This is a genomic window from Ekhidna sp., assembly GCF_964218185.1.
GTDB lineage: Bacteria > Bacteroidota > Bacteroidia > Cytophagales > Cyclobacteriaceae > Ekhidna.
Window position 1 is genome coordinate 507,237 of the sequence record NZ_CAXPLV010000005.1, and the last position, 25,597, is coordinate 532,833.

A 25,597-nucleotide genomic window follows, 5' to 3' on the forward strand; every position below is an offset into this window, starting at 1 on the left:
TCTTTTTTAGGCGGGCTTATATTTTGACACAAAATCCCAAAGCACCACCCCAATACTCACTGAAATATTCAGTGAATGCTTGGTGCCATATTGAGGTATTTCCAGCACGGTATCTGCCGTTTCTACTACCTTGTCATTCACTCCAAATACTTCGTTACCGAATACAAAAGCGTATTTCTGATCTGATCGAATTTTAAAATTGAGGAGGCTGGTACTTTCGTCCGCTTGCTCAACGGCCACAATTTGATAGCCTGCTTGTTTTAGGTTGGTAATGCAATCGGTGATTTGCTCTGCATGCTCCCACTCAACCGAATCCTGTGCTCCAAGTGCCGTTTTATTAATCTCCCGGTGAGGTGGCTGAGCGGTGATGCCACACAAGTATATTTTTTCAACACGAAACGCGTCGGATGTCCGAAAAGCTGACCCTACGTTCATGGCACTGCGCACATCATCCAGCACCAAAACCACAGGATTTTTTTCAGCACTTTTATATTCATCCGTCGACAAACGATTAAGCTCCTCGTTCTTAATTTTTCGCATTTCTTATTTTATAAACAGTGTCATTCTGAACGCAGTGAAGAATCTTTTTTACTTGCTAGTTAGATCCTCCGTCCCTCAGGATGACATATTGATAAATGGTCTTCACTTCTAGTCAACATTAATCGATCGGTAACTATTAATATTGCAATCCAAACCACAAAACTAAACCGATCCATCTGCAATGGCAGGCACAAAGACGAAAGCAAAAGAAACACCCTTGATGAAGCAATACAATGCGATCAAGACCAAGTATCCGGGTGCATTGCTTTTGTTTCGGGTTGGGGATTTTTATGAGACGTTTGGGGAGGATGCAGTGAAAGCTAGTAAGGCGCTTGATATTGTACTGACCAAACGAGCCAATGGTTCGCAGAAAGAAATGGAGCTGGCGGGATTTCCTCATCACGCAATGGATAACTATCTGCCCAGATTAGTTCGAGCCGGCTACCGGGTGGCGATCTGTGATCAGCTGGAAGACCCAAAATCGGTGAAGGGAATTGTGAAACGAGGAGTGACTGAACTTGTGACGCCCGGTCTCTCTTTGAATGATAATGTACTCGATCAGCGTAAAAATAATTTCCTGGCCTCTATCTATCCCGGTAAGGAAAAAAGTGGTGTCGCATTTCTCGATTTGTCCACAGGAGAGTTCATGGTGTCGGCAGGTTCTGAAGATTATGTAGATAAGCTTATTCGTGGATTTCAGCCATCAGAGATTATCTACCCCAAACCGAATCGGGATTGGTACGGAGCTCGATACGGCGAACACTTTTCTTCCTTCGCGCTGGAAGACTGGATCTTCAGTAAGGATTATGGGTACGAAAAGCTCACAACCCACTTCAATGTGCCAAACCTGAAAGGTTATGGAATTGAAGAGTTGACGGAAGGTGTGCTAGCTGCAGGAGCCATCCTGTACTACCTCGACGAGACCGAACATAAAGAAACGAATCACATCAAGTCTATCTCCAGAATTGAGGAGAACAAATACGTATGGCTGGATCGCTTCACCATTCGAAATCTGGAGCTCATCCAATCCGCACAACCGGACGGAATTTCATTGATAGAGACTATCAACCAGACGCAGACACCCATGGGTGGGAGGCTGCTGAGGAAATGGATGGTTCTCCCGCTAAAAAGTAAACCTGAAATCGACCAGCGATTGGATGTGGTGGAGGCACTCACCGGAGATGATGACATTCAATCATCACTCAATGAATATCTGGAAAAGATTGGTGATCTGGAACGTTTGGTTGGGAAGGTAGCTACCAGCAGGGTGAATCCAAGGGAGTTGCTTCAACTCAAAAAGAGCTTGATGCAGGTTCATCCGATTCGTGAATTACTGAAAGGCCAAAAGGCATTTGATGCTTTTCACGACCTACTGAATCCGTGTGAGAAACTGATTGAAAAGCTTGCCAGCGAACTCAAGGATGACGCTCCTCTTCAGCTTCATCAGGGCAATGTCATTCAGACGGGTGTAAATGATGAGCTGGATGTGTTGAGAGCTATCTCAACATCGGGAAAAGATTTTCTGGCAGGGATCCGAGATCGTGAGACGGAGCGAACCGGAATCAGTTCCCTGAAGATCGCCTACAACAAAGTATTTGGCTATTACCTGGAGGTGTCCAATGCGCACAAAGACAAGGTACCTGAGGAGTGGATTAGAAAGCAGACGCTTGTCAATGCAGAACGATACATCACCGAGGAGCTGAAGCAATACGAGGAAAAAATCCTTGGTGCAGAATCTAAAATTCAGGTGTTGGAGCAAAAGCTATATGCTGAAATTGTTTCGTTTGCTCACTCATACATTGACGCCATCCAGCAAAATGCCAAGGTGATTGCGCAACTTGATTGCCTGTCGTGCTTTGCACAGCAAGCTCAATCCTACAACTACTGTAGGCCGAATATTTCTGAGGAAAAGGTAATTGACATCAAGGAGGGACGCCATCCGGTGATCGAGCGAAACCTGGCACAAGGGGAAGAGTACATTTCCAATGACCTGTACCTGGATAATGAATCTCAGCAGGTAATGATCATCACCGGGCCGAACATGGCCGGTAAGTCCGCACTCCTTCGTCAAACTGCATTGATCACTTTAATGGCTCAGATGGGATCATTTGTGCCTGCCGGATATGCAAAAATCGGACTGGTGGATAAGGTCTTTACCCGAGTGGGTGCATCGGATAACCTGTCTCGCGGGGAGTCTACATTCATGGTGGAGATGACGGAGACTGCCAGCATCCTCAACAACCTGAGCGATCGCTCACTGGTGCTGATGGATGAGATTGGACGGGGAACGAGTACGTATGATGGAATTTCCATTGCCTGGTCCATTGTGGAGCATTTGCACAATCACCCAAAAGCAAAAGCCAAGACTTTATTTGCTACCCACTACCATGAGCTCAACGAGCTGGCAAAGGATCTCCCTCGAGTGAAGAACTTTAACGTTTCAGTAAAAGAGCTGGAAAACAAAGTGATCTTTATGCGTAAGCTGGTTGAGGGTGGAAGCGAACACAGCTTTGGTATTCATGTGGCGCAGATGGCCGGGATGCCCAATGAGATCGTTATTAGGGCCAATGAAATTCTGAAACACCTGGAAAAAGAAAAACTGACGGACAAAGACCGTCAGAAACTGGAGGAACTGCCTACTCAGCAGTTCCAGATGAATTTGTTTGAAGCGGATCCGCGCATGGAGCGCATGCTGGATATCCTTAGAAATATTGATGTGAATACCACCTCACCGGTGGAAGCACTGCTTAAGCTCAATGAACTAAAAGAAGTGCTAAAAGGATCTTAAGCCGCCAGCACTTCGTCTTGCATGGAGTTGGCTTCCATGATCAGGCCATTTACGTATTGCAGCTGCATCTCTAACCTTGAATCCTGTCTACCTTCAAGAATTCGCACCAGGTGCTTTCTCACTTTCACTGCACATTCCAGGGTCATTTCTAGTTCTTCGTTAAACATATGTTTATTCTTAAAAGTGTGGTTTAATTTTTTTTGTCTTCTTAGGACAATACAAAGCTGATAAAAAACCTGAGGCCTAATTCCTCGGTAAATCATGGATTTCATCTAGGTGAAATTACTAGGCCGATTTTGCAGTGTTTTTCCTTTCGATCTTATAGGGAGATTAGTCGATTCAAAGGGCTGTGTTGATCGAAAGAATTTGTTGTTAAGGGAAAATTAGATTAACCTTTTTTAAGGTGTGAATGTCACCCTGAGCCTGTGAAGGTGCTGCCTGTGCGGAGGGTGCCAACAAAAAAAGCCCGACTCATTCGAATCAGGCTTTGTACCTCGGATGGGACTTGAACCCATACGACCGCAATGGTCACAGGATTTTAAGTCCTGCGTGTCTACCAATTCCACCACCGAGGCAAATTAGTATTGTGGATTTTTTGATTTCTGGATTTTAGATTTTTCGAGCACAAAACATGCTTTTAACAAAAATGGCCCCTAAGGGCCAAAATCTAAAATCGTAAATTCTTAAATCTACAATCTGTTTGAGCGGGAGACGGGATTCGAACCCGCGACCCCAACCTTGGCAAGGTTGTGCTCTACCAGCTGAGCTACTCTCGCTTATCCTTCTTCCTTTGAAAAGGACTGCAAATTTATATGAACCATTCAAAATTGCAATACCAAATCCAAGCTCTTTTTTCTTAATAATTCACATGCCGGTCAATCACCTCCTGGTGGATATCAGCAATAGTTACCAGAATAGCCGTCTCTTCCACATCTCCAAAATCCGGATTTTGGGCCGTACCAAAGGTCATCATGGTATCAGACAGGCTCATGTAGATGTTGATTAATGGAGGGACAAACTCACCGCGTTCTTTGAGTAGTTTGTGCAGAAGCTTAAATCCTTCCTGATAGTTCATTTCCGTGGTGAAGTGCTCTTTGAAAAGCGTATCATCAAATCCAGCTTTTAGTTCTGGTTTCGGCTCGCAGAGACCCAGTCGGTTAGGGAAATAGTGCGCCATGAATGACAACAGAATGTCCCGCGCTTCTTTGTTGTAGCTGGTGTACATGGTCACCTTCCCAAAGAAGTAATTGATCTCGGGATAGTTCGTCACCAGGCATCCCAGTCCGTCCCAGATGTTCATCAATGCAAACAGGCCCTTGCGTGGGTTGATCGCTGGCTGATAATTCGGTTGCACCCATGAGCGACCCAGCTCGATAGAGCATGGCAGAAATTCCTGCTTCATCTGATCGGAGAAGTTGAAATAATGTGCTGTGGATAGCTCAAACGCTCCTGTTTCGGGGTTTTTAGATCGTTCACCCGTAATAAACCTATACCCTCCTACAATCTCCCGGTCTTCCGGACTATACACCACCAGTTGTTCATAGCATCGCTCGCTGGTGTCTGCCTCATCGATATCTACCTCCTGTCCGGTACCACCTCCTGCATAGCGAAAAGAGACCTCCCGCAACCTCCCGATTTCACGCATGGTGTTGGGCGAGTTGTGATGATTGACAATGTAGATTTTATTTCCTCCTTTATTGGTATCTCTGATAAATCGCTCCTCATTGAGCTCCTGCTCTAGCAGCTCCCGATCGATTGGTGGTATGATATCTTGCTGGTTTTGCATTTCTTGCGCTATTCTTATTGTCCCTTGAGGGGACTACCCGGATGTAAAAATTGATTAACACCCTCCTAACCTCCCTCAAGGGAGGAATTGTTATTTATTTAAAAGCTGTTATTAACATCAGCTATTCTTTAATTTATACACTTCTCCTTTAACCCACTGGGCCCATTCAAAATCAGTCCTGTCCCGGGTAAATGTTTCAGGCAGCATAGGCTTTCCGATCACAATATTCACTTCCTTGTTTTCCTGTTTGAAAAGCTCGTCCACCAAAAAGAACATTTCGATATTCAATTTAATGCCTAAAAATTTTCTGATTTTGGCCAATCGATAAAAACGGTTGGTCAGTCGTCCGTCAATGTGTACAGGGATCACAGGCTTCTTATACTTTTTGGCTTTGGTGACAAACGTTTTTTTCCATTCCAGATCCATTATTTCTCCGGCAATTTTCCGACTAACCAGTCCGGCCGGAAAGAGAAAGGTGGCAGAATCAGAAGCAAATTGCTCTTCTACTTTTTGAAGGGATTGTGCAGCGCTGCGACCTACTTTGTTTACCCCCACAAACTTTTTCTTCAGGTTTTTAACTGCCATGAGGAGGTCGTTTACAATGAAGGTGATATCTGGTCGTACATCCTTCAGTAAATGGATGATAGTGATGGCATCCATACCTCCAAACGGATGATTGCTTACGAAAATACAGCTTTCAGATATTGGAGGAATGTTTTCAGTTCCTTTGATGCTCAGCTTTTGATTAAGTAGTTTGACGGCAGCTTCACTAAACTCAAACGCATCCGAATCTTTATTTTCCCACATGAAGGCATTCACCCGATCCTGATGAATGATCCGCTCTACCCATCGAATCACGAACCCCGGCAGCCACTTGAGCAGGGAAGGGTTCTTGTCAGCAATCAGTTTCCGAACTTCTACAAATTTCTCCATCAGGTGTGCCTTCAACTTTGAGTAACGGCAATGATAAAATGGTTTGAGGGCATGGGCAAAAAGTATTAGTCATTCATAATGATCGGGGGCTGCTCCAGCTCAAAACTTAGTATGATGGTTTTGTCTGAAATCGTTTCTAAAATGGGCCTGAGTACGGAGTGGGCGTTTTCTTTGGTCTGCTCCAAAATGCCTGACTCCAGGGCTGAAGTTTTGATTTGCTCCTCTGCCACCTTATAGAGCTCTTGCACAAAGTTTTTGCGATCTTCCTGTCGCATGTATTCAATCTGTAGATCGTAGAGTCTGGATTTTTCCAGATCGATTTTGAAATAGCAGATTTCTGGAGCAGGCAATGAAAGGTAAATGGTGTCGCCTTCACTTCGGATATCCTCCATTTTTATCTTGCTGAGATCGATGCACCCGGCAGCACTCCCCTGGCTGATCAGCACTCCTTTGGAGTCAGGGAGTGGCTTGTACTTGAATAGCTTGAAATCGATCGAATTGGCAATTTTTCTGATTTCCGTGACTTCCTGAAAATTATATTTCACCAGCTCCATGTTGCCAAGCTGCTCCACTTTGGTCAGAATGGTATTTGTTTCAATTTCCGTAATACGCTCTCCCGAAAAACTCATTTTCTCCTGGATGAGCATCCATCCCAGAAGACCAACAGTCAGTAGCCATGGAAGGATTTTCAAAATCAGTTTTGCCAGATTGATCATGGGTTTAAGATACAACTTTTGATTGTTTGTTTATTCATTGTAATATTGCGATAAATAAATGAATGACATGAAGAAACTGAGCTTTTTGGATCGAAATCTTACCTTATGGATTTTCATAGCGATGTTGTTTGGGGTCGGAATTGGCTATTTTTTTCCGGGTGTAGCAGATCAGGTCAATGGGATGAGTTCGGGAAGCACGAACGTCCCGATTGCGATTGGCCTAATCTTAATGATGTATCCGCCGCTTGCAAAGGTCAATTATTCACTATTGCCCAAAGTGTTTCGAAATGTCAAGATTCTATCTCTCTCATTATTGCTCAACTGGATCATCGGACCGCTTTTGATGTTCATACTAGCCATCGCATTTCTTCAGGACTATCCGGAGTACATGATAGGTTTGATACTGATTGGTCTGGCCCGATGTATTGCTATGGTGCTTGTATGGAATGACCTGGCAGAAGGAAGTAGCGAATATGGAGCCGGGCTGGTTGCATTAAATAGCGTTTTTCAGGTTTTTGGGTACAGTTTCTATGCCTGGCTTTTTATTACAGTACTTCCACCCTACTTTGGATTTGACGGGGCGATCGTGAATATTTCTATATTGACAATAGCAGAAAGTGTGGCCATTTATTTGGGTATTCCATTTTTGGCCGGAATCCTAAGTCGGTGGCTGCTTGTCAAGCTGAAAGGTGAAGGCTGGTATCAAAACACATTTATTCCTACAATTTCACCAGTCACACTCATTGCTTTACTTTTCACTATTGTGGTAATGTTTTCGCTAAAAGGCCAATTAATCGTAGAGATTCCTATGGATGTACTCCGAATTGCTGTTCCACTTTTGATCTATTTTATTTTGATGTTCCTAATTGGATTCTTTGTGAGCAAGGCTGTTGGAGCAGAATATGACAAAAACGCATCTGTCGCTTTCACTGCTGCTGGAAATAACTTTGAGTTGGCGATTGCAGTGGCGATTGCGGTTTTCGGCTTGAATTCGGGACAGGCGTTTGCAGGTGTGATAGGTCCGCTTGTTGAAGTTCCTGCATTAATTTTACTGGTGCGAGTAGCTTTCTGGCTAAGAAAAAAATACTACACTGCAACCAAATAATTTATTCATCGTAATATTACGATATGGGAGTTAGCCGAACTGATTTATTTACCTCGGAACAAAACGAGCTGGCGCTGGTAGCCAAGGCATTTGCGCATCCGGCCAGAGTGGCAATAATTGAGCACTTGATTAAAGCAAATCAGTGCATCAATAGTGACCTGGTAGAGGAATTGGGTTTGGCACAGGCTACCATTTCTCAGCATCTAAAGGAACTGAAAAGTGTCGGCTTGATCAAAGGCACTGTGGAAGGCACCTCGATGTGCTATTGCATTAATCCAGAAGTTTGGAGTACAGTAAAAAATCGACTTCAGGGATTGATGGACAGTTACGATCCAACCTGCTGCTAAAAAAATTTAAATTAATTCATCGTAATAATACGATATATAAATGTTTGATAATTAAATTGCAATACAATGGAACAGAAAAATGTATTTCCAAGAACGCACATTTCATTATTTGTAAGTGACATTAGCGAGACACTTGAGTTTTATGATAAATTCTTCAACGAAAGTGCGGCTAAAGTGAAGGACGATTACGCCAAGTATGAATTGGACGCTCCGGCATTGACCATTTCCTTTATTCAAAATCCGGAGAAGGTGAACACATCAGGCCACTACGGCATTCAGGTTAAGACCAAAGAAGAATTAAATGAAAAGCTAAATTTGGCCAGAGGGCATAAGTTGGTGGAACTTGAAGAAGCAGAAACGGCTTGTTGCTATGCCATCCAGGACAAGTTCTGGGTTAATGATCCGGATGGATATGAATGGGAAGTCTATCACTTCTTGGAAGATGTAGAACAGAATCAGAAGAAACAGGCAGCAGCTTGTTGTTAAAAATTCCCCTCCCCGGAGGGGCTAGGGGTGGGTTTAGTTACCCACCCTTTTATTTATTAAATCAAAGAATACCAATGATCTACCCACGAATAGCATCCTACCTTGAAAAGGCGATATCCGTCGAAATCACTGCTGAACGAAGGTCCATTTTGGATGATATCATTCAATACATAAAGTCAGCGGATGATCCTAAACTCAATTTCATCTGTACCCATAACTCACGGAGGAGCCATCTGAGTCAAATCTGGGCACTGACTATGGCTCATCATTATGGTGTGAAGGTGGAAACCTATTCCGGTGGTACAGAGGCTACAGCCTTTCATCCCAATGCAGTTGCAGCGATTGAAAGAGCAGGTTTTGACATAAAAAAAGGAGAAGGGGACAATCCCCATTACGAGGTAAAGTTCTCAGAGAAACGTGCACCAATGATCTGCTATTCAAAAACATTTGACGATCCTATCAATCCCGGGTTGGGATTTGCAGCGATTATGACTTGTTCTGAAGCAGATGCGGAATGTCCAATTGTTTTCGGAGCAGATGCTCGTATTAAGCTATTTTATGAGGATCCAAAAGTGTCTGATGGTACCGGAAATGAGGAAGAGGTGTACGATCAAAGATCTATGCAGATTGCGAATGAGATGCACTTTATATTTTCTTCAATTAAGTAAACTTTTTAGAATTATTTCTGGCGGTATTTGTTTTATGAGCAAACACATCACATCATGCCGATTCCAGCTCATCTTTCCCTCACGATACCGGATACTGATTTACCAAGAATTGTAATTGTAGGAGGTGGTTTTGGAGGACTCAATCTGGCTAAAGGATTGAGAAAAACGAAGGCTCAGGTGGTACTTCTGGACAAAAATAACTTCCATACGTTTCAGCCACTTTTGTATCAGGTGGCTACTGCCGGGTTGGAGCCAGACTCTATAGCAGGTCCTCTTCGAAAGTCCTTCGAAGGAAATCCCAACTACTTCTTTCGAATGGTAAAAGTGACAGGGGTAAATCCGACTCTCAATCAGGTGGAGACTACCGTTGGGAATCTAAGGTATGATTATCTGGTGCTGGCAAATGGTTCAGTCACTAATTATTTCAACAAGAAAGATTTCCGTCCCAAAGTATTGCCTTTGAAGCGGGTGGTTCATGCGCTGGATATTAGGAGCCACATCTTGCAGAATTTTGAGCAAGCTGTGATGACGAAGGATAAGGCCGAGTTTGAAAAGCTGATGAATATTGTGGTGGTTGGCGGTGGCCCTACCGGGGTAGAAGTTAGTGGTGCATTGGCTGAGCTCAAGCGATATATCCTGCCTAAGGATTATCCTGATCTGGACTTTACACAGATGAAGATTCATCTCATCGAAGGCTCAGACAGACTTCTCAATGGAATGAGTGACTTTGCTGGCAGAGAAGCATTGAATTACATCAAAAAGATGGGCATCAATGTTCAGCTCAACACTTTTGTAGAAGACTATGATGGAGACACTGTGCAACTCAACAATGGCACAATAGAAACAGCAACGGTAGTCTGGTCTGCCGGAGTAAGAGGCAATGTCGTTGAAGGACTGAATGCTACCTCAGTGGAGCGAAGCAGAATATTAGTAGACGAATTCAATAGGGTGAAAGGAACTGACAATGTTTTCGCAATTGGTGACGTGGCGATGATGCAGCTTCAGGATTATCCAAATGGACACCCCATGATGGCACCTGTAGCCATACAGCAAGGGCAGCATCTGGCAAAAAATTTGACCAGGGACATACAAGAGAAAGAGATGGAGCCGTTTAGTTACTTTGACAAAGGAGCCATGGCGACCATTGGAAAAAATAAAGCCGTGGTAGATATGCCCAATGGCATGCATTTCAAAGGATTTTTTGCATGGCTAATCTGGATGTTTGTACACATCATGTACCTCATCGGTTTTAGAAATAAACTTATCACTTTGAATAACTGGGTGTGGAGTTATTTCACCTATGACAAAGGCACACGACTGATCATTCGAACATTCAATAGGAAATTTTTGAGGAGGCCATCGTCCGTTAACAAGATTTAACACCGAAAATCCTCCGTTTTTTCCTTACTTCAAATGGTTCCTTTTCTATTTGTAATCAAGTCATATTTTTGCAAGCCAAACTGAAACGAAAAAGCATGGAAGAGCAAGTAGTAGTAGATAAGGATCTTCAGAAAGAGCATCAGGAGAAAATTCACAAAGTAATTTCTGAAGTTGGTAAAGTGGTTATTGGTCAGGAGTATATGGTCAATCGACTGTTGGTTGGCTTGTTCACTCAGGGTCATATCCTTTTGGAGGGAGTGCCCGGGCTTGCAAAAACTCTCACAGTCAATGCACTTGCGGATGCTTTAAAACTAGATTTCCAACGCATCCAGTTTACGCCGGACCTTTTACCTGCAGACTTGGTGGGTACGATGATTTACAATCAGCAGAAGGCAGAGTTTGAGGTGAAAAAGGGACCGATCTTCGCAAACTTGATCCTGGCAGATGAGGTAAACCGATCTCCTGCTAAAGTTCAATCCGCATTGCTTGAAGCTATGCAGGAAAAAACTGTTTCCATAGGTGATACCACTTATAAGCTGGATCGTCCGTTTCTTGTATTGGCTACACAAAACCCTATTGATCAGGAGGGTACTTATCCACTACCGGAAGCACAGGTAGACCGATTCATGCTAAAAGTTCATGTGGATTATTTGAGCAAAGATGATGAGCTGGAGGTGATGAGAAGAATATCAAATATGAGCTTTAATCCTCAGCTCGAGACTGTGCTCACCAAGGAAGACATATTTTCAATCAGACAGGAAATCAATCAGGTGACTATCTCAGAATCAGTAGAGAAATACATCATTGAGTTGGTATTTGCTACGCGAAACCCAATGGAGTATGGTCTAAAAGACGAAGCGCAATACATTCAGTTTGGTGCATCTCCAAGAGCATCCATCAACCTAAATCTTGCTGCTAAGGCAATGGCATTCTTTAATCAGCGAGATTATGTGCTTCCTGAGGATATCAAGGAAATTGCCGATGATGTGCTGAACCACAGGATATTGCTAAACTATGAAGCTGAAGCAGATGAGGTCACTACACACGATATCATCAAATCTATCCTCTCTAAAGTGAATATATCAAAATAGACATTCATATTATGTAAAAAAGCCTGTTAGAGCTGTTCTGACAGGTTTTTTTTGTGCCAAAACATGAGCTGTTAACAATCCCGTAATATTCCTAATACGCTTTTAACAAAATGCGGCAATCGTTAATCCTTTCATAACAGCCAGAACGACCTCAGGTAACATCTGAAATTCAATTTTGCGATCACAAATTGATCTATCAAAATATTTAAATCGCAAAACTGAAATGAAAAAATTATTTGCAATCGCAACGTTGATAACAGGAGCCCTCATGGTGGTTTCTTGTGGAGATGATGATACCACGACCATAGAGGTACCGGTAAACGAATTGGAAGGTGGTTTGGGTGTGCTTGTTGAAAACAACATCACCGCGAATACAACATGGTCTTCTGATTCTGTTTATGTATTAGCTGGAAGAATTGCTGTTGAATCTGGTGCTACACTTACTATTGAAGCAGGTACGATTATCAAAGGAAAAGCAGGAACAGGAGCAAACGCAACAGCCTTAATTATTGCAAGAGGCGCTACGCTAAACGCTCAAGGTACTGCAGCTGCTCCAATCATCATGACCTCTATTGCTGATGAAATTGAGCCAGGTGATATCGACAGTCCGAACCTTTCCGCTGATGTGGACGGGCTTTGGGGTGGCCTTATTGTTTTAGGTAATGCTACTATCTCAGTTTCAGGTGATGCTGAATCAACAAACATTGAAGGTATCCCTGCAACAGATGCAAATGGTCTTTACGGAGGAACTGCTGACAATGATAATTCAGGAACAATTACTTATGTATCTGTAAGACACGGCGGTTCAAACATTGGTGAAGGAAACGAAATCAACGGAATTACTTTCGGTGGTGTAGGTTCTGGAACTACAGTTCATCACATCGAAGTGGTTGCTAATCAGGATGACGGAGTTGAATTCTTCGGAGGTGCTGTTGATGTAGATCACGTACTTGTGTGGAACAACGGTGACGATGCAATCGATACAGATCAGGGATATGTAGGAACCATCAACAATGGACTAATCATCAACCCTGGTGATAAGGCTTTTGAACTTGACGGAGGAGAAGGAACAGCTGAGCCTGCACATGCGATCACAAACTTCTCTGTGATGCTTGGCGGTGCTGGAGGGTCAATCGATACCGATTCAGATACTAACGTAGATATCACTGGAGTATACTTCTATGGAATGAATGAAGATACTGGTAGCTCTTACGATTTCGACGCTACAACAAGCACATTCACCAACATTGAAGTAGCTGATATGTGGGATAACGATGGTGTGTCTACTGCAGTAACTGCAGGACAGTTTGCAGATGCAGCTTTTGAAACACTAGTATCTGCAGCAACAGTTGGAGCCACAACTTCTGAGTTTAACTCATGGACTATGGCCTCACTAAGAGGAGCGTACTAAGAGAAACAAACATATTGACAAAAAGGCCCGGTGTGCGATCACCGGGCTTTTGCACATTTTGATAGAGAAATTTTTAACACAAATGAGATACATTTTATTCGCCTTTTTGATTATTTCGATCAACGCATTTGGACAAAAAGGAATTATTCGAGGGACAGTAATAGAGGACGCAAACGGTGAACCTCTTTTCGGAGTGACGGTGCAAATAAAAGGCACCACAACTGGAGCCATCACTGATTTTGATGGAAAATTTGAAATTCAGACCACACCAGGAACATATGACTTACAAGCTTCATTTGTTTCATTCCAAACAGTAACAATAAGTGGGCTACAAGTTTCTGCTGATGAGACTACTTTAATAGATCAAATCAGCTTGAAGGAGGATGTGGAGTTGCTTGAAGAAGTGGTGGTAACAGCAGAAGTTATTAATACCACAGAGGCAGCCATGATAACGGTAAAGCGTAAGTCAGCCAACCTGATCGATGGAATTTCAGCAGCTAGCTTCCGGAAAATCGGAGATAGTGATGCTGCATCTGCTGCAAAGAGAATTACAGGTGTTTCCATTGAAGGTGGCAAGTATGTATATGTAAGAGGACTCGGAGACAGATATACAAAGACGCTCCTTAACGGAATGGAAATTCCAGGTCTTGATCCTGATAGAAACACATTGCAAATGGACATCTTCCCAACAAACGTGCTTTCAAACATTGTGGTGGCAAAAACTTTTACTGCCGATCTTCCGGCTGATTTCACAGGAGGACTTGTGAATATCGAAACTCAGGATGTACCGGATATCAAAACCACAACGGCACAAATAGGCATGGGATTCAACCCACAGATGCACTTCAATAGTGATTTCCTTACTTATGAAGGGGGAAAAACAGATTGGCTTGGATTTGATGATGGAACAAGAAAACTTCACATCTCTGACGCACAAGTTACTGACGTTCAGAATGCATACATCCTGAATCCATCATCTGAGCAGGGAATGATCTACAAGCAACAACTGGATGGCTTCAATAAACAACTTGGCGCTACCAAAAAGTCAAGCTTCATGAATTATAATTTAGGTTTTGCAACGGGTAATCAAAAAGATATCAGCCTAGGTACATTAGGCTATAATTTCGCATTTACCTATCGAAGTAGTTCAGAGTTTTATGACGATGCATTATTCAGCAGATATCTTATAGATCAGAATCAATCTCAGCTTGTTTTAGCTGAGGAGCAGATTGGTTCGTATGGAGTGAGAAATGTACTCCTCGGCGGAATGGCAGGATTTGCTCTGAAGCGAGATAACTCCAAATACCGTATCAACATTCTTCGGCTTCAAAATGGTGAATCAAAAGCTGGTTTTTTCAATTCAGAGACAACAGAAGCTATCGGTACTGATGTAGATGCTATTCAGTCAAACCTTGAGTATTCTCAAAAGTCAATGACGAACCTTCTATTATCCGGCGAGTACTTCTTGGATAAATGGATTTTAAACTGGAGATTTTCTCCAACTAGATCTTCAATCAATGATCCAGATATTCGATTTACAAAGTATGAAGTCCTTCCTAATGGTGGAGAATATGAGATCGGAACTGGAAACTCTGGTTTACCACAGCGAATTTGGAGAGAGCTAAATGAAATAAATTATTCAAGCAGACTGGATGCGAAGAGAGAATATGAAATATCTGGTCGTGACGCAAACATTAAATTCGGAGTTGGTGCTACTTTCAAAAACAGGGACTTCATCATTCGTCAGTTTGACCTGGATGTAAACCAAAACGATTTTGATGGCTCATTCAATGAGTTGATGGAAGAAGAAAACCTTTGGCCAAATGAGGATGCTAACTTCCACGTAGCTCAATATGTAGGTGGTAACGTTAATCAATTTGATGCTTCTACCAGCAACTACTCCATATATGCTTCCAATGAATTTATTCCTTTGGAAAATCTAAAAGCTATCGTCGGTTTAAGGGCTGAGGCTTATTCTCAGTTTTATACTGGTCAAAACCAAAGTGGAGTGGTTCTTAACAATGAGGAGGTAATCAATGAATTTAATCTTTTCCCTACAGGAAATTTCACATATTCCTTAAGCCAAAGCCAAAATGTAAGATTTGCTTACACCAAAACGATTGCTCGATACTCTTTCAAAGAAGCCTCATTCATTGAGTACTATGATCCGTTGACTGGCAGAACTTTCTTGGGTTCTTTGAGCCCCATTGAGGATAACCAGGGTAATCAAATTTGGGATGGAAATATCAGATCTACACTCATCAATAACTTTGATTTGAGATGGGAGCGATTTGGAGATAGAGGACAGATTCTTTCTGTGTCAGGTTTTTACAAAAAATTCAATGACCCTATCGAAATCGTTCAAATTTCAGGCGCTGACAACAACTTTCAGCCTCAAAACGTAGGGGACGCTACCGTATATGGTGCTGAATTAGAGATCAGACAAAGCCTTGGTGTACTTAATCCAGCAATATCCGACTTATTCCTTAGTGGAAACACTACCTGGTCCGTTTCACAAATCACCATGACTAACCAGGAATTTGAAGCTAGACAAAGATCAGCAAGAACTAATGAAAATGTTTCCAGAGAGCGAGAGCTTCAGGGGCAGGCTCCTTACATCATCAATGCTGGATTGTCCTATGATGGTGTGTCAAAAGGCTTGGAACTTGGGTTGTACTACAACGTACAAGGCCCTACTCTTACCTACACAGGAGGAGTAAATGGAATTCCAGATGTGTATAGTGTACCGTTCTCAAGTGTAAACTTTAGTGCTAACAAGACCTTCGGTGAGAATGAAAAAATGAGACTTACCCTTAAGGTGAATAATATTCTTAACGATAAGCGTGAGTGGGAATATCAGAGCTTTGGTGTTGAAGACAGACCTTTCGAGGCACGGTCAATTGGAACAACAGTTAACGTTGGTTTCCGATACTCTTTCAATTAAAATTAAGGTAGTTCAAATCATAGATAAAATGGGGGTGCAATGCATCTCCTTTTTTTATCTATTCCATAGACTAGGGCATTCATCTTGTGTTGTTGGGCCATTATTATTTAACCAGAGCTTCAATTCCTCGATCCGACGTTTGGTAAAGCGAGTCATTTCCTTGCACTTACATGGGTTAAACACATCCTTCCCATGTTCTTTACGATAGTGCCGATTCCAGTCTTCCGGATAAATGCTCTTCAAATGATGATCTCTGTATTGAACCCAATAAACCTGTTCCATATTGAAGTTGCTGAGAAATTTTTTATTGTCTCCATGTTTAGACTTAATTTGATTGATCAGGTTTAGCATTTCTAAATCCACCTTGTCAAATTCCGTGCATGGGTCTTCTCGGTTTTCACTGCACGAGAAAACAACCATAGCAACGAGGAAGTATTTGATTTGTCGCATTTAGCAAAATAAGTAGAAGGAGGAAAAATTTTTAATAGAAACGAGTTACCAAATTGTAATTAATTTTCTCTCTCAATTCCCTTTATCCACTCCTTCAGTTGATCATTCTCCTTTTCCAGTTCGGTGATCTCTTTCAGCAATTCCTGCTGTTCCTTTTCCGAAGTTGCAGCTTTATATCGATCTCCCAGCTCGTTTGCCTTTTTCAAGTTTAGGTCAATGGTGGCTACCAATACATCGATGTAATATTTCTTTTTGAAATCAAGAATCAGAGCCATGGCCTGAGCTTTATATTTTTCATTTTCAAGCCCCAGAAAGAATTCTGATCCACCCTTTACCTCCGTCGTTTGAGTGAATATTTCCAGATCTACATTGCCGTCTGTTGTGCTCGACGGAATGGTGACCTTATAGTAGGTCTTCATATTAAGCGGAGTGCCAAACTCACGCGCATATTTCCACCAGCCCCTGCGCACATTTTCCCAGTTGAAATCAAAATTTGTTTTGTATCCCTTCAAAGTCTTACCTTCCAGACTGATCTGTGTTGGGGTTGCTTTCGCATCATATTTATTTTGACTAAATAAGGTCCCTAAAACAAACAAAAGCAGGAATCCGAGAGTATGTTTATAAACGATTTTTCTCATGTCTTCAACAAATCTAAACGACCAAATCAAAACAGTACTCATTACCGGCGGAACTGGCCTGGTAGGATCCAGACTTAATGAGCTTCTCAGCTCCAAAGGATATACCGTCCATCATCTTTCTCGGAATCCAACGCAAAAACACTACCAGACATTCTACTGGGATGTGAAAAAGATGGAGATCGAAGATGAGGCCATTACATCTGCCGATGCGATCATTCATTTGGCGGGAGCTGGAGTCTCTGATAAGCGATGGTCTGATGCATGGAAGAAGGAGATTTACAATAGCCGAATCGACTCAACGAGGTTGCTAAAGGATAAGGTTTCTGTCCTTAACCCCAACCTCAAGCACTTCATATCAGCTTCGGCAATTGGATACTATGGATGGGATAGCGGTGATACGTTGGTTGATGAGAGTTCTGAAAAGGGTGATGGATTTTTAGCTGATGTGGTGGCAGATTGGGAAAAGGAAGTAAATACTTTTGATGAATTGAACATCAGAACATCTAAGGTTAGAATTGGGATTGTGCTGAGTGATGAAGGAGGTGCGCTGGTCGAAATGATGAAACCCATTAAGTTTGGGGTTGGAGCACCGCTGGCTTCCGGCAATCAGTATATGAGCTGGATTCACATGGATGACCTTTGTGGCATCTTTGCTCACATATTGGAAAATGGTAAGGCTGGCACCTTTAATGGAGTGTCTCCTGCACCTGCGACAAACAAGGAATTCACAAAATCAATAGCAACTGAACTAAAGAAGCCACTTTGGCTGCCGAATGTTCCTAAATTTGCGCTCCGATTGATTGTGGGTGAAATGGCAGATATATTAGTGGGTGGCAATCGCGTGTCCAGCAAAAAAATTGAGGACGCGGGATTTAATTTTAAGTATGTGGCGTTAGATCATGCGCTGCAAGATTTACTACAATAGAATGGAAGAAAAAAAGATTATAACAAAGGAGGAGGAAGCAAGAATACTTGAGGCCTTCAAGGAAAAAGATTGGAATGAAATTAAGAGTGCAGACTCGTGGGTGATATTCAAAGTGATGGGTGAGTTTGTACAAGGGTTTGAAAAGATGGCCAAAATTGGTCCGTGTGTATCCATCTTCGGATCGGCACGAACCAAGCCCGACAATAAATACTACAAAATTGCTGAGGAAATAGCTGCTAAGGTGGTACGACATGGATATGGGGTGATCACCGGTGGTGGACCTGGTATCATGGAAGCGGGTAACAAAGGAGCCAATGCGCAAGGCGGAAAGTCAGTAGGATTGAACATCGACCTGCCTTTTGAGCAGAGCAACAATATTTACATAGACATAGACAAGAGTATCGATTTCGATTACTTCTTCGTTCGCAAAGTTATGTTCGTTAAGTACTCTCAGGGCTTCATCGTGTTGCCTGGAGGTTTTGGTACCATGGACGAACTCTTCGAGGCACTCACACTCATTCAGACCAAGAAGATTGGTCAGTTTCCGATTGTCCTTGTTGGAAAAGAGTACTGGTCAGGATTGGTAGATTGGCTGAAAAATACCATGCTGGAAATGGAGGCCAACATCAGCCCGAAAGACCTTGATCTGTTCCATGTGGTTGATACTGCCACTGAGGCGGTTGCCGTGATTGACGATTTCTACAGTAAATACAACTTGAGCCCTAACTTCTAAAACAGGGTCACAGGAATTGAAAAAGCGAGAGGAAGTAATTGAGATTATTGGGGCGAGGGAGCACAACCTCAAGAATATTGACGTCACCCTGCCAAGAAATAAGCTGATTGTCATTACCGGTATCAGTGGTAGTGGCAAGTCATCCCTTGCTTTTGATACGATCTATGCCGAGGGTCAGCGTAGATACATGGAGAGCTTCAGTGCTTATGCCAGAGCTTTCATAGGGGACATGGAGCGCCCGGACGTTGACAAAATCGACGGGTTGAGTCCTGTGATCTCCATTGAGCAAAAAACAACCTCTCGAAACCCCAGATCCACGGTAGGTACGGTTACTGAGATTTACGATTTCTTTCGTCTGCTATATGCACGTGCAGGAGAGGCTTACTCCTACCTTTCGGGAAATAAGATGACCCGCCAGTCAGAAGATCAGATCATCGACATGATCCTGAAAAACTATGACGGGCAAAAACTGGTACTCCTTGCACCGGTGGTGAAAGGGAGAAAGGGTCACTATCGAGAGCTGTTTGTACAGATCAGAAAGCTAGGATTCACCAAGGTTCGAGTGAACGGAGAAGTTCAGGATCTGGTGCCAAAAATGCAGGTGGACCGGTACAAAACCCATGACATTGAGATTGTAACCGATCGAATCAAAGTGTCAGAAAAAGATAAAAAGCGGATCAGAGAATCAGTTAACCTCTCGCTGCGTCATGGGGATGGTGTGATGATGATCCAGAAAGAAGATGGGAGCATCGCTCACTTCTCCAAAAACCTTATGGATCCAGAGACAGGACTCGCTTATGACGAACCTGCGCCAAACACTTTTTCCTTCAACTCACCGTATGGCGCATGTCAGGAATGCAATGGCCTGGGACAGATCGAAGAAATCTCTAAAGAGTCCGTCATCCCGGACCCCTCCTTGAGTATCAGTCGCGGTGGAATTGCTCCATTAGGTGAGTACCGTGATATCTGGATCTTCAAGAAAATTGATGCGATACTCAAGCGAAATAAGGTCAATCTTTCAACCCCTATCAAGAAAATACCGTCAGAGATCATCGATGTGCTTTTGTATGGTGACAGTGTTCCGGTAGCCGTCAGTTCTGTAAAATATCCGGGCACAGACTGGCATACAAAATTCGAAGGGATCATCAACTTTCTGGAAAAACAAAAAGATGGTGGCTCAGAAAAAATTCAAGCTTGGGTAAAGGAATTTACAGACACCCGGACATGCCCTTTGTGCAATGGGTATCGGCTGAAGAAGGAGGCCCTACATTATAAAATCTCGGATAAACACATTGGGGAGCTAGCTGAAATGGATATTCATTCGCTGGGTCAGTGGATGGAAAATCTGGAGGAGAGACTAAATGAACGCCAGCTGGTGATTGCAACCGAAATTCTGAAAGAACTAAGAAAGCGAATTGGTTTTCTACTAGATGTTGGCTTGGATTATCTCAGTCTGAATCGACCACTAAAAACTTTATCCGGGGGAGAAGCTCAGCGAATCAGGCTGGCCACTCAGATTGGTACACAGCTGGTAAATGTCCTTTACATTTTGGATGAGCCCAGCATTGGGCTTCATCAGCGGGACAATGTGAAGTTGATTCAGGCTTTAAAAGATCTGAGAGATTTTGGCAACACAGTCATCGTGGTGGAACACGACAAGGACATGATGATTGAGGCCGACGAGGTGTTGGATATTGGGCCGGGAGCAGGACGGCATGGCGGGCATGTGGTGGCTCAGGGGAATCCGCAAGAATTTTTGAAGCTGGGCAGTTCTACTGCTGATTATCTAAATGGCAAACGCAAAATCGAAATTCCGAAAGAGCGCAGAGGCACGAATGGTAAGTGGCTGGAACTCTATGGAGCAAAGGGCCACAACCTGAAAGGAGTTGATTTGAAACTGCCGCTGGGCAATTTGATTCTGGTCACCGGAGTTTCAGGAAGCGGTAAATCGACGTTGATCCATGAAACACTCTACCCAATTTTGCGAAAGCACCTGTACAAAAGCAGACAGGAGCCGCTTGAGTATAAAAAAATCGAGGGAATTGATCAGTTCGATAAAATCATCGAAGTGGATCAGTCACCTATCGGGCGGACACCACGATCTAATCCGGCAACATATACCGGAGTTTTTTCAGAGATCAGAAGCCTTTTCGCCCAGCTTCCTGAATCAAAAATCAGAGGCTACAAACCCGGAAGATTCTCATTTAATGTAAAAGGAGGCAGATGCGAAACTTGTGGGGGTGGAGGCATGCGCTTGATCGAAATGGATTTTCTTCCGGATGTACACGTGCCATGTGAAACCTGTAAAGGCAAGCGCTACAATCGGGAAACGCTTGAGGTAAGATTCAAAGGAAAATCGATTTCAGACGTGCTGGATATGACCGTGTCACAGTCGGTTGAATTCTTTGAAAACCAACCTCGAATTGTAAGGAAACTCAAGACACTGGATGAAGTGGGTCTTGGCTATATATCGCTTGGTCAGCATGCCACTACGCTTTCGGGTGGAGAGGCTCAACGTGTGAAACTGGCAAGTGAGCTTTCCAAAAAAGACACAGGTAAAACATTTTATATTTTGGACGAGCCTACAACAGGCTTGCACTTTCAAGACATAGAACACCTGCTGGATGTTCTTCAAAAGCTGGTGAATAAAGGAAACACGGTACTCATTATTGAGCACAACATGGACGTGATTAAGGTGGCGGATTACATCATCGATCTGGGTCCGGAGGGAGGTTCTGCCGGTGGGGAAATAATTGCCCAGGGCACTCCGGAAGAGATCGTGAAAGTCAAAAAAAGTTATACTGCGAAGTTTCTGAAAGAAGAGCTCAGTTTACAATAGCCTGAATGTTTTCAGAGTCTCCAAAGTAGTAATAGTCGCCTCTATCATCAAAGGCAAAATCGCTATCTTCCAAAATCATGTGATCTACTACGCTGATCTGATTATTGGCTACTGCAGAAACGGGAAATTCCCGAACAAGCTCACCTTCATAGCTATAGATTCGTACCATTTGCTGGAATACCAGATCGGTATCTAACTGCATATTCAATCCTCGATCGATATGCTGTGGCGCCTCGGCTGTACTTACAAAAGCGGTGGCTGATAGCGCTAAAATTAAGAGTAGTGATTTCATTTTTAGTCTTTATTTATTTGAGTTTAGTCCTGTCTACATTACGATGAATTAAGGCGCAGGTTTGTTAATTATCATTAATAAAACCGCCTTAAGCGTTAATGATTTGTTAAAAAACCACTCATCAGCGTATGTTTTCACCCATGAAGTTTCTGGATTTTTATAAAACCTGATTTTGTAGCTTTAGCCCCGGATGACGAAGAGCAAAATATATTGGTTATGCCAGATTTTAGGTTGGGGGATTTACGGCTTCATCCAGATTTTCCTGTATACCATAGCCGAACGATTCGACATGTCGCAGGTATTTGGCGTGGGCTATCAGGTCATCTATTTTATCGTTTCCACCCACATTTTTAGAAATATCATTGTAAAAAATGGGTGGCTCAATTATCGTCTTAGCTTTTTAATCCCCCGGTTGCTGGCGGTCACGTTTTTGCTGAGTGTGCTAAACTATGGCTATCTACTCATCATCGAGTACTTCACTGGCAGCCTTTCTAAAGCCGATCTGATGGTTTTGACCATCCTGATCAACACGCTTGGCTCCTGGGCGGTTTACTTCATCTGGACCATTTTTTATTTTGCCTTCCACTATGTGGAGCGGTATAATAAGTCGCTGAAGGCGGAGACTGCCGCACGTGAGGTGGAGCTGATTAACCTAAAGGCACAGCTAAATCCACATTTTATTTTCAATGCGCTAAACAGCATCCGCGCGCTGGTGGATGAGAACCCACGAAAGTCCAAAGAGTCTATTACACAACTTTCCCATATCCTCAGAAATTCACTAATAAGCGACCGAAAAAAGCTGATTCCATTTACTGAAGAGCTAAAAACGGTCATGGATTATCTGGCTCTGGAATCGATACGCTATGAAGAACGATTGACCACTAAGTTTAATATCGATCGAAACTCAGGCAAATACATGATACCACCTTTGATGCTTCAAACACTGGTGGAGAATGGAATTAAGCACGGAATATCTAACTTAAAGGACGGAGGGGAGATCAGCATCACCACGGTGGTGAAGAGAAAACAACTGATACTGCAAATCCGTAATACCGGACAGCTTGCGAATGCGAATGTGGCAGAAGAGGGCTTTGGGTTGGAAAACACCAAGAAGCGACTGGAGCTTATTTTCGGAGAGGCAGCCAAATTTGAAATTAGAAACGAAACAAAAGACACTGTATTAACTTCTATCACAATCCCACATTTTGATCAAACCATGAGGGATCTGGAATAGATTTTCAACCTGACGAATATGAAAGCGATTATTGTAGATGACGAAAGACTGGCAAGAAAAGAACTGACCTCTCTTCTGGCCAGCCACCCGGAAATAGAAATAATAGACGAGGCTGCCAATCCTGATGAGGCCATCGAGAAGATAGAAAAGCAAGACCCTGATGTAGTCTTTTTGGATATCCAAATGCCGGGCAAAACAGGTTTTGAAATGCTGGAAGACATGGAGCGTGTACCGCAGGTTATCTTCACCACGGCCTATGACGAATTTGCGTTGAAGGCGTTTGAATACAATGCGCTTGATTATTTGCTAAAGCCCATACAGCCGGAGCGGCTTACTGAAGCGCTGAATAAAGTCACTATTAAGGCGTCAAAAAAATCTGCAAAAGACGAGAAGCTAAGCAGCAAGGATCAGGTATTTGTCAAAGATGGGGACAAGTGCTGGTTCGTGAAACTGGAGGATGTGCGCTTGTTCGAGTCTGATGGCAACTACATCAAAGTCTATTTTGATAAGTTCAAACCCATGATTCACAAGTCGCTTAATGCGCTTGATGAGCGGCTGGATGACCGTCATTTTTTCCGTGCCAGCCGTAAGCACATCATCAACTTGGGCTGGGTGGAATCCATCGACACGTGGTTTAATGGAGGCTTGCTGGTACAGCTAAAAGGAGGCGAAAAAATAGAAGTAAGCCGAAGGCAGTCGGCGAGGTTTAGGGAGATGATGAGTTTGTAAGGGTGAAAGCTTAATCAAAATCTAAAATTATTTCTGTGTCTGATTGACTAAGTCCATAAAACTTCCCTTTTGTGATTGGAATTTCATAATTTTTAATTTTTCCTGATCCTTCGTGTTGAAACTCAACAAAAACTGAAAAACCATTTATGTCATTGAGGGTTTTTGCGAAATCACATCCCCACAACCTGATCTCATTCAAATCTGTAATAATTTGATTCTTTTCGTCATCGGATCGTAGTTCAATTTTTGGGGTCCAATACCAAGGCAAATCTTCTTTAGTTCTCTGATCTTTGGCTATAAATGTAATTGTACTAATTACTCCTTCTAATGAGGATAAGGAGAGTTTTGCAATTGATAAACCATCCCTTCGAAATTCTTGGTGACTATACCCAATAAACATTTCAATTTTACTATTTGGAATGTCAACAAAAAAGAAATCATTATTGAATTTGAGAATAGGTTCATCTGAAGAGTAGCTATAAAGCTCCCCATAATTTTCGGCACCACAGCAACCATACTCTATAGCATGGTAAAAGTCGGTTTCGAATTTTAAATCATCAAAATATTTAGTTGTCGCCCAATAATGACTGTTAGAGTCAATCGTTTCAGAGTATATAACTGTAGGATTTTTCTCAGCCCCGGTAAAGGTTCTTTCAATTATTTTTCTAATTGTGCCAAATTTATAGTGTCTATGAAAAGTTACATTCCTGGAAATTTCGAGCTTATCTCCCGTTATTGGATCATTAATGACTCTGAAATAAGCATCCGTCTTACTTTCAATTGTTGGTTGAAATGATTGTTTTTTGGCGAGATTTTCAAACCTCAAAATCAATTCAATATTTGATTTATCTACATTAGTTAAGTGGTCATCGACGTTTGAATTTATTGGAGAATACCATGCTTTAGTATTAAAATGGTTAGCTAGGTCTTCAGAATTAAATATGTAACCATAGCGCGCAAAAATCTCGTTCCTCATAATTCTCAATTCATTAGCGGACTTTCCTTTTAGTGCGAATTCTGGAATGGGCTGCTGAACTGGTAGAACTGCTTGACTTAAACAAAGAACAGGACAAATAAAGAATAAAATGACACAATACTTCATTATTCGAAAATAATGGTTTTGATTAAAATAAATTTGAATATTCCGCGAATGATATCAATCCTTCACCATCTCCAAAAACTGTTTTTCTACATGCCAGTCTTTAGATAATGTCAGGATCGCGGTGGTTTCCATCTCGGTCACATAGCCTTTTTTGTGGGTTTCCTCCCACACCTCCATCAGGTGTTTGATGCGCTCAAACTCACTCATCTTAGAAAACACCTTGGAGAGAAACTCTCGCGAACGCTCAAAAGCTGAGAGGTAATCTTCGGCTATAAACTTATTAGCCCACTCCATTTCATCAGCTGCCTGCATCTTGGAGGCCGTCTGCTCTAGCATCTCTCTTTCCTCATCGTCCAGGCCGTGATAGTGAAAGATCAGTGATTTGAGTAGTAGAAGGGCTTTTTTAGTCGTTGCGTCCATGTGCGTTCGCAAAAGTAGGGCTAAAGGCGCATTATCCCAT

General features: G+C 42.6%; 24 protein-coding genes and 2 tRNA genes. 14 read left to right on the forward strand and 12 right to left on the reverse strand.

The window, feature by feature from the left end; translation table 11 throughout:
• Positions 1–6 precede the first annotated feature (6 nt).
• The gene (locus tag ACEQZT_RS07705) at positions 7–540 is read right to left on the reverse strand and encodes an RNA methyltransferase (protein WP_370088852.1); all 534 of its coding nucleotides are present in this window, start codon (positions 538–540) and stop codon (positions 7–9) included.
• Between the two features lie 181 nt (positions 541–721).
• Here ACEQZT_RS07705 and mutS point away from each other — a divergent pair, with 181 nt between their 5' ends.
• Entirely contained in the window at positions 722–3,328 is a 2,607-nt protein-coding gene (gene mutS, locus ACEQZT_RS07710) for a DNA mismatch repair protein MutS (protein WP_370088853.1), read from the forward strand.
• On the opposite strand, the gene ACEQZT_RS07715 is transcribed toward mutS, so the two are convergent.
• The 6 genes from ACEQZT_RS07715 to ACEQZT_RS07740 all read right to left on the reverse strand — a co-directional run bounded on the left by ACEQZT_RS07715 (position 3,325) and on the right by ACEQZT_RS07740 (position 6,763).
• On the reverse strand, positions 3,325–3,495 hold the full coding sequence (locus ACEQZT_RS07715; RefSeq protein WP_370088854.1) for a hypothetical protein: 171 nt from the start codon (positions 3,493–3,495) through the stop codon (positions 3,325–3,327). The genes mutS and ACEQZT_RS07715 overlap by 4 nt on opposite strands.
• 323 nt (positions 3,496–3,818) lie before the next feature.
• A tRNA-Leu gene (locus ACEQZT_RS07720) sits at positions 3,819–3,903 on the reverse strand.
• Between the two features lie 128 nt (positions 3,904–4,031).
• Positions 4,032–4,104: transfer RNA gene (locus ACEQZT_RS07725), tRNA-Gly, on the reverse strand.
• Positions 4,105–4,184: 80 nt separating this feature from the next.
• A complete protein-coding gene (locus tag ACEQZT_RS07730) occupies positions 4,185–5,114 on the reverse strand; it encodes a GNAT family N-acetyltransferase (protein ID WP_370088855.1) in 930 nt (309 codons plus the stop codon).
• A gap of 117 nt (positions 5,115–5,231) precedes the next feature.
• Complete coding sequence (locus ACEQZT_RS07735; RefSeq protein ID WP_370088856.1) at positions 5,232–6,047, reverse strand: 1-acyl-sn-glycerol-3-phosphate acyltransferase; 816 nt, start codon at positions 6,045–6,047, stop codon at positions 5,232–5,234.
• Positions 6,048–6,112: 65 nt separating this feature from the next.
• On the reverse strand, positions 6,113–6,763 hold the full coding sequence (locus tag ACEQZT_RS07740) for a DUF4230 domain-containing protein (protein ID WP_370088857.1): 651 nt from the start codon (positions 6,761–6,763) through the stop codon (positions 6,113–6,115).
• A gap of 58 nt (positions 6,764–6,821) precedes the next feature.
• On the opposite strand from ACEQZT_RS07740, the gene arsB reads away from it, so the two are divergent.
• The 8 genes from arsB to ACEQZT_RS07780 all read left to right on the forward strand — a co-directional run bounded on the left by arsB (position 6,822) and on the right by ACEQZT_RS07780 (position 16,195).
• Positions 6,822–7,868: an ACR3 family arsenite efflux transporter gene (gene arsB / locus ACEQZT_RS07745; RefSeq protein ID WP_370088858.1), complete on the forward strand. Its 1,047-nt coding sequence runs from the start codon at positions 6,822–6,824 to the stop codon at positions 7,866–7,868.
• A gap of 23 nt (positions 7,869–7,891) precedes the next feature.
• Entirely contained in the window at positions 7,892–8,215 is a 324-nt protein-coding gene (locus ACEQZT_RS07750; RefSeq protein ID WP_370088859.1) for an ArsR/SmtB family transcription factor, read from the forward strand.
• Between the two features lie 66 nt (positions 8,216–8,281).
• Positions 8,282–8,701 carry an ArsI/CadI family heavy metal resistance metalloenzyme gene (locus tag ACEQZT_RS07755; RefSeq protein WP_370088860.1) on the forward strand — a complete coding sequence of 140 codons (420 nt, stop codon included), beginning with the start codon at positions 8,282–8,284 and terminating at the stop codon, positions 8,699–8,701.
• A gap of 74 nt (positions 8,702–8,775) precedes the next feature.
• Positions 8,776–9,369: a protein-tyrosine-phosphatase gene (locus ACEQZT_RS07760; protein WP_370088861.1), complete on the forward strand. Its 594-nt coding sequence runs from the start codon at positions 8,776–8,778 to the stop codon at positions 9,367–9,369.
• 54 nt (positions 9,370–9,423) lie between these two features.
• Entirely contained in the window at positions 9,424–10,749 is a 1,326-nt protein-coding gene (locus ACEQZT_RS07765; protein ID WP_370088862.1) for an NAD(P)/FAD-dependent oxidoreductase, read from the forward strand.
• Between the two features lie 95 nt (positions 10,750–10,844).
• On the forward strand, positions 10,845–11,840 hold the full coding sequence (locus ACEQZT_RS07770; RefSeq protein WP_370088863.1) for an AAA family ATPase: 996 nt from the start codon (positions 10,845–10,847) through the stop codon (positions 11,838–11,840).
• A 223-nt stretch (positions 11,841–12,063) separates the two neighbouring features.
• Entirely contained in the window at positions 12,064–13,251 is a 1,188-nt protein-coding gene (locus tag ACEQZT_RS07775; protein WP_370088864.1) for a hypothetical protein, read from the forward strand.
• An 82-nt stretch (positions 13,252–13,333) separates the two neighbouring features.
• Entirely contained in the window at positions 13,334–16,195 is a 2,862-nt protein-coding gene (locus tag ACEQZT_RS07780) for a TonB-dependent receptor domain-containing protein (protein ID WP_370088865.1), read from the forward strand.
• 54 nt (positions 16,196–16,249) lie between these two features.
• Here the strand turns inward: ACEQZT_RS07780 and ACEQZT_RS07785 are convergent, their stop codons facing one another.
• Both ACEQZT_RS07785 and ACEQZT_RS07790 read right to left on the reverse strand, forming a co-directional pair.
• A complete protein-coding gene (locus ACEQZT_RS07785; protein WP_370088866.1) occupies positions 16,250–16,645 on the reverse strand; it encodes a lysozyme inhibitor LprI family protein in 396 nt (131 codons plus the stop codon).
• Positions 16,646–16,704: 59 nt separating this feature from the next.
• Positions 16,705–17,283 carry a hypothetical protein gene (locus ACEQZT_RS07790; protein ID WP_370088867.1) on the reverse strand — a complete coding sequence of 193 codons (579 nt, stop codon included), beginning with the start codon at positions 17,281–17,283 and terminating at the stop codon, positions 16,705–16,707.
• On the opposite strand from ACEQZT_RS07790, the gene ACEQZT_RS07795 reads away from it, so the two are divergent.
• Genes ACEQZT_RS07795 through uvrA form a run of 3 tightly spaced genes read left to right on the forward strand, consistent with a single transcriptional unit; the run spans position 17,282 to position 21,780 of the window.
• A complete protein-coding gene (locus ACEQZT_RS07795; RefSeq protein ID WP_370088868.1) occupies positions 17,282–18,208 on the forward strand; it encodes a TIGR01777 family oxidoreductase in 927 nt (308 codons plus the stop codon). The genes ACEQZT_RS07790 and ACEQZT_RS07795 overlap by 2 nt on opposite strands.
• Position 18,209: 1 nt before the next feature.
• Complete coding sequence (locus tag ACEQZT_RS07800; protein WP_370088869.1) at positions 18,210–18,941, forward strand: TIGR00730 family Rossman fold protein; 732 nt, start codon at positions 18,210–18,212, stop codon at positions 18,939–18,941.
• A gap of 16 nt (positions 18,942–18,957) precedes the next feature.
• Complete coding sequence (gene uvrA, locus ACEQZT_RS07805) at positions 18,958–21,780, forward strand: excinuclease ABC subunit UvrA (RefSeq protein WP_370088870.1); 2,823 nt, start codon at positions 18,958–18,960, stop codon at positions 21,778–21,780.
• On the opposite strand, the gene ACEQZT_RS07810 is transcribed toward uvrA, so the two are convergent.
• A complete protein-coding gene (locus ACEQZT_RS07810; RefSeq protein WP_370088871.1) occupies positions 21,767–22,072 on the reverse strand; it encodes a hypothetical protein in 306 nt (101 codons plus the stop codon). The two genes, uvrA and ACEQZT_RS07810, sit on opposite strands and share 14 nt — an antisense overlap.
• A gap of 190 nt (positions 22,073–22,262) precedes the next feature.
• Here ACEQZT_RS07810 and ACEQZT_RS07815 point away from each other — a divergent pair, with 190 nt between their 5' ends.
• Positions 22,263–23,306, forward strand: coding sequence for a sensor histidine kinase (locus ACEQZT_RS07815; RefSeq protein ID WP_370088872.1), 1,044 nt, complete (start codon positions 22,263–22,265; stop codon positions 23,304–23,306).
• 18 nt (positions 23,307–23,324) lie between these two features.
• Positions 23,325–24,035 carry a LytR/AlgR family response regulator transcription factor gene (locus ACEQZT_RS07820; protein ID WP_370088873.1) on the forward strand — a complete coding sequence of 237 codons (711 nt, stop codon included), beginning with the start codon at positions 23,325–23,327 and terminating at the stop codon, positions 24,033–24,035.
• A 10-nt stretch (positions 24,036–24,045) separates the two neighbouring features.
• Here ACEQZT_RS07820 and ACEQZT_RS07825 read toward each other — a convergent pair whose 3' ends face one another.
• Together ACEQZT_RS07825 and ACEQZT_RS07830 are read right to left on the reverse strand one after the other, a co-directional pair.
• The gene (locus ACEQZT_RS07825) at positions 24,046–25,137 is read right to left on the reverse strand and encodes a YARHG domain-containing protein (protein WP_370088874.1); all 1,092 of its coding nucleotides are present in this window, start codon (positions 25,135–25,137) and stop codon (positions 24,046–24,048) included.
• 54 nt (positions 25,138–25,191) lie between these two features.
• The gene (locus ACEQZT_RS07830; protein WP_370088875.1) at positions 25,192–25,557 is read right to left on the reverse strand and encodes a hypothetical protein; all 366 of its coding nucleotides are present in this window, start codon (positions 25,555–25,557) and stop codon (positions 25,192–25,194) included.
• Positions 25,558–25,597 lie beyond the last annotated feature (40 nt).

What these genes read in the sequence shown, in the direction of transcription:
- ACEQZT_RS07820 (WP_370088873.1), top strand. Translation starts at nt 23,325, where the DNA reads ATGAAAGCGATTATTGTAGATGACGAAAGACTGGCAAGAAAAGAACTG.
- ACEQZT_RS07775 (WP_370088864.1), top strand. Translation starts at nt 12,064, where the DNA reads ATGAAAAAATTATTTGCAATCGCAACGTTGATAACAGGAGCCCTCATG.
- ACEQZT_RS07780 (WP_370088865.1), top strand. Translation starts at nt 13,334, where the DNA reads ATGAGATACATTTTATTCGCCTTTTTGATTATTTCGATCAACGCATTT.
- ACEQZT_RS07715 (WP_370088854.1), bottom strand. Translation starts at nt 3,495, where the DNA reads ATGTTTAACGAAGAACTAGAAATGACCCTGGAATGTGCAGTGAAAGTG.
- ACEQZT_RS07825 (WP_370088874.1), bottom strand. Translation starts at nt 25,137, where the DNA reads ATGAAGTATTGTGTCATTTTATTCTTTATTTGTCCTGTTCTTTGTTTA.
- ACEQZT_RS07765 (WP_370088862.1), top strand. Translation starts at nt 9,424, where the DNA reads ATGCCGATTCCAGCTCATCTTTCCCTCACGATACCGGATACTGATTTA.
- ACEQZT_RS07750 (WP_370088859.1), top strand. Translation starts at nt 7,892, where the DNA reads ATGGGAGTTAGCCGAACTGATTTATTTACCTCGGAACAAAACGAGCTG.
- ACEQZT_RS07795 (WP_370088868.1), top strand. Translation starts at nt 17,282, where the DNA reads ATGTCTTCAACAAATCTAAACGACCAAATCAAAACAGTACTCATTACC.
- ACEQZT_RS07830 (WP_370088875.1), bottom strand. Translation starts at nt 25,557, where the DNA reads ATGGACGCAACGACTAAAAAAGCCCTTCTACTACTCAAATCACTGATC.
- ACEQZT_RS07705 (WP_370088852.1), bottom strand. Translation starts at nt 540, where the DNA reads ATGCGAAAAATTAAGAACGAGGAGCTTAATCGTTTGTCGACGGATGAA.
- arsB (WP_370088858.1), top strand. Translation starts at nt 6,822, where the DNA reads ATGAATGACATGAAGAAACTGAGCTTTTTGGATCGAAATCTTACCTTA.
- ACEQZT_RS07770 (WP_370088863.1), top strand. Translation starts at nt 10,845, where the DNA reads ATGGAAGAGCAAGTAGTAGTAGATAAGGATCTTCAGAAAGAGCATCAG.
- ACEQZT_RS07785 (WP_370088866.1), bottom strand. Translation starts at nt 16,645, where the DNA reads ATGCGACAAATCAAATACTTCCTCGTTGCTATGGTTGTTTTCTCGTGC.
- ACEQZT_RS07815 (WP_370088872.1), top strand. Translation starts at nt 22,263, where the DNA reads ATGACGAAGAGCAAAATATATTGGTTATGCCAGATTTTAGGTTGGGGG.
- mutS (WP_370088853.1), top strand. Translation starts at nt 722, where the DNA reads ATGGCAGGCACAAAGACGAAAGCAAAAGAAACACCCTTGATGAAGCAA.
- ACEQZT_RS07790 (WP_370088867.1), bottom strand. Translation starts at nt 17,283, where the DNA reads ATGAGAAAAATCGTTTATAAACATACTCTCGGATTCCTGCTTTTGTTT.
- ACEQZT_RS07740 (WP_370088857.1), bottom strand. Translation starts at nt 6,763, where the DNA reads ATGATCAATCTGGCAAAACTGATTTTGAAAATCCTTCCATGGCTACTG.
- ACEQZT_RS07810 (WP_370088871.1), bottom strand. Translation starts at nt 22,072, where the DNA reads ATGAAATCACTACTCTTAATTTTAGCGCTATCAGCCACCGCTTTTGTA.
- ACEQZT_RS07760 (WP_370088861.1), top strand. Translation starts at nt 8,776, where the DNA reads ATGATCTACCCACGAATAGCATCCTACCTTGAAAAGGCGATATCCGTC.
- ACEQZT_RS07755 (WP_370088860.1), top strand. Translation starts at nt 8,282, where the DNA reads ATGGAACAGAAAAATGTATTTCCAAGAACGCACATTTCATTATTTGTA.
- ACEQZT_RS07730 (WP_370088855.1), bottom strand. Translation starts at nt 5,114, where the DNA reads ATGCAAAACCAGCAAGATATCATACCACCAATCGATCGGGAGCTGCTA.
- ACEQZT_RS07735 (WP_370088856.1), bottom strand. Translation starts at nt 6,047, where the DNA reads ATGGAGAAATTTGTAGAAGTTCGGAAACTGATTGCTGACAAGAACCCT.
- ACEQZT_RS07800 (WP_370088869.1), top strand. Translation starts at nt 18,210, where the DNA reads ATGGAAGAAAAAAAGATTATAACAAAGGAGGAGGAAGCAAGAATACTT.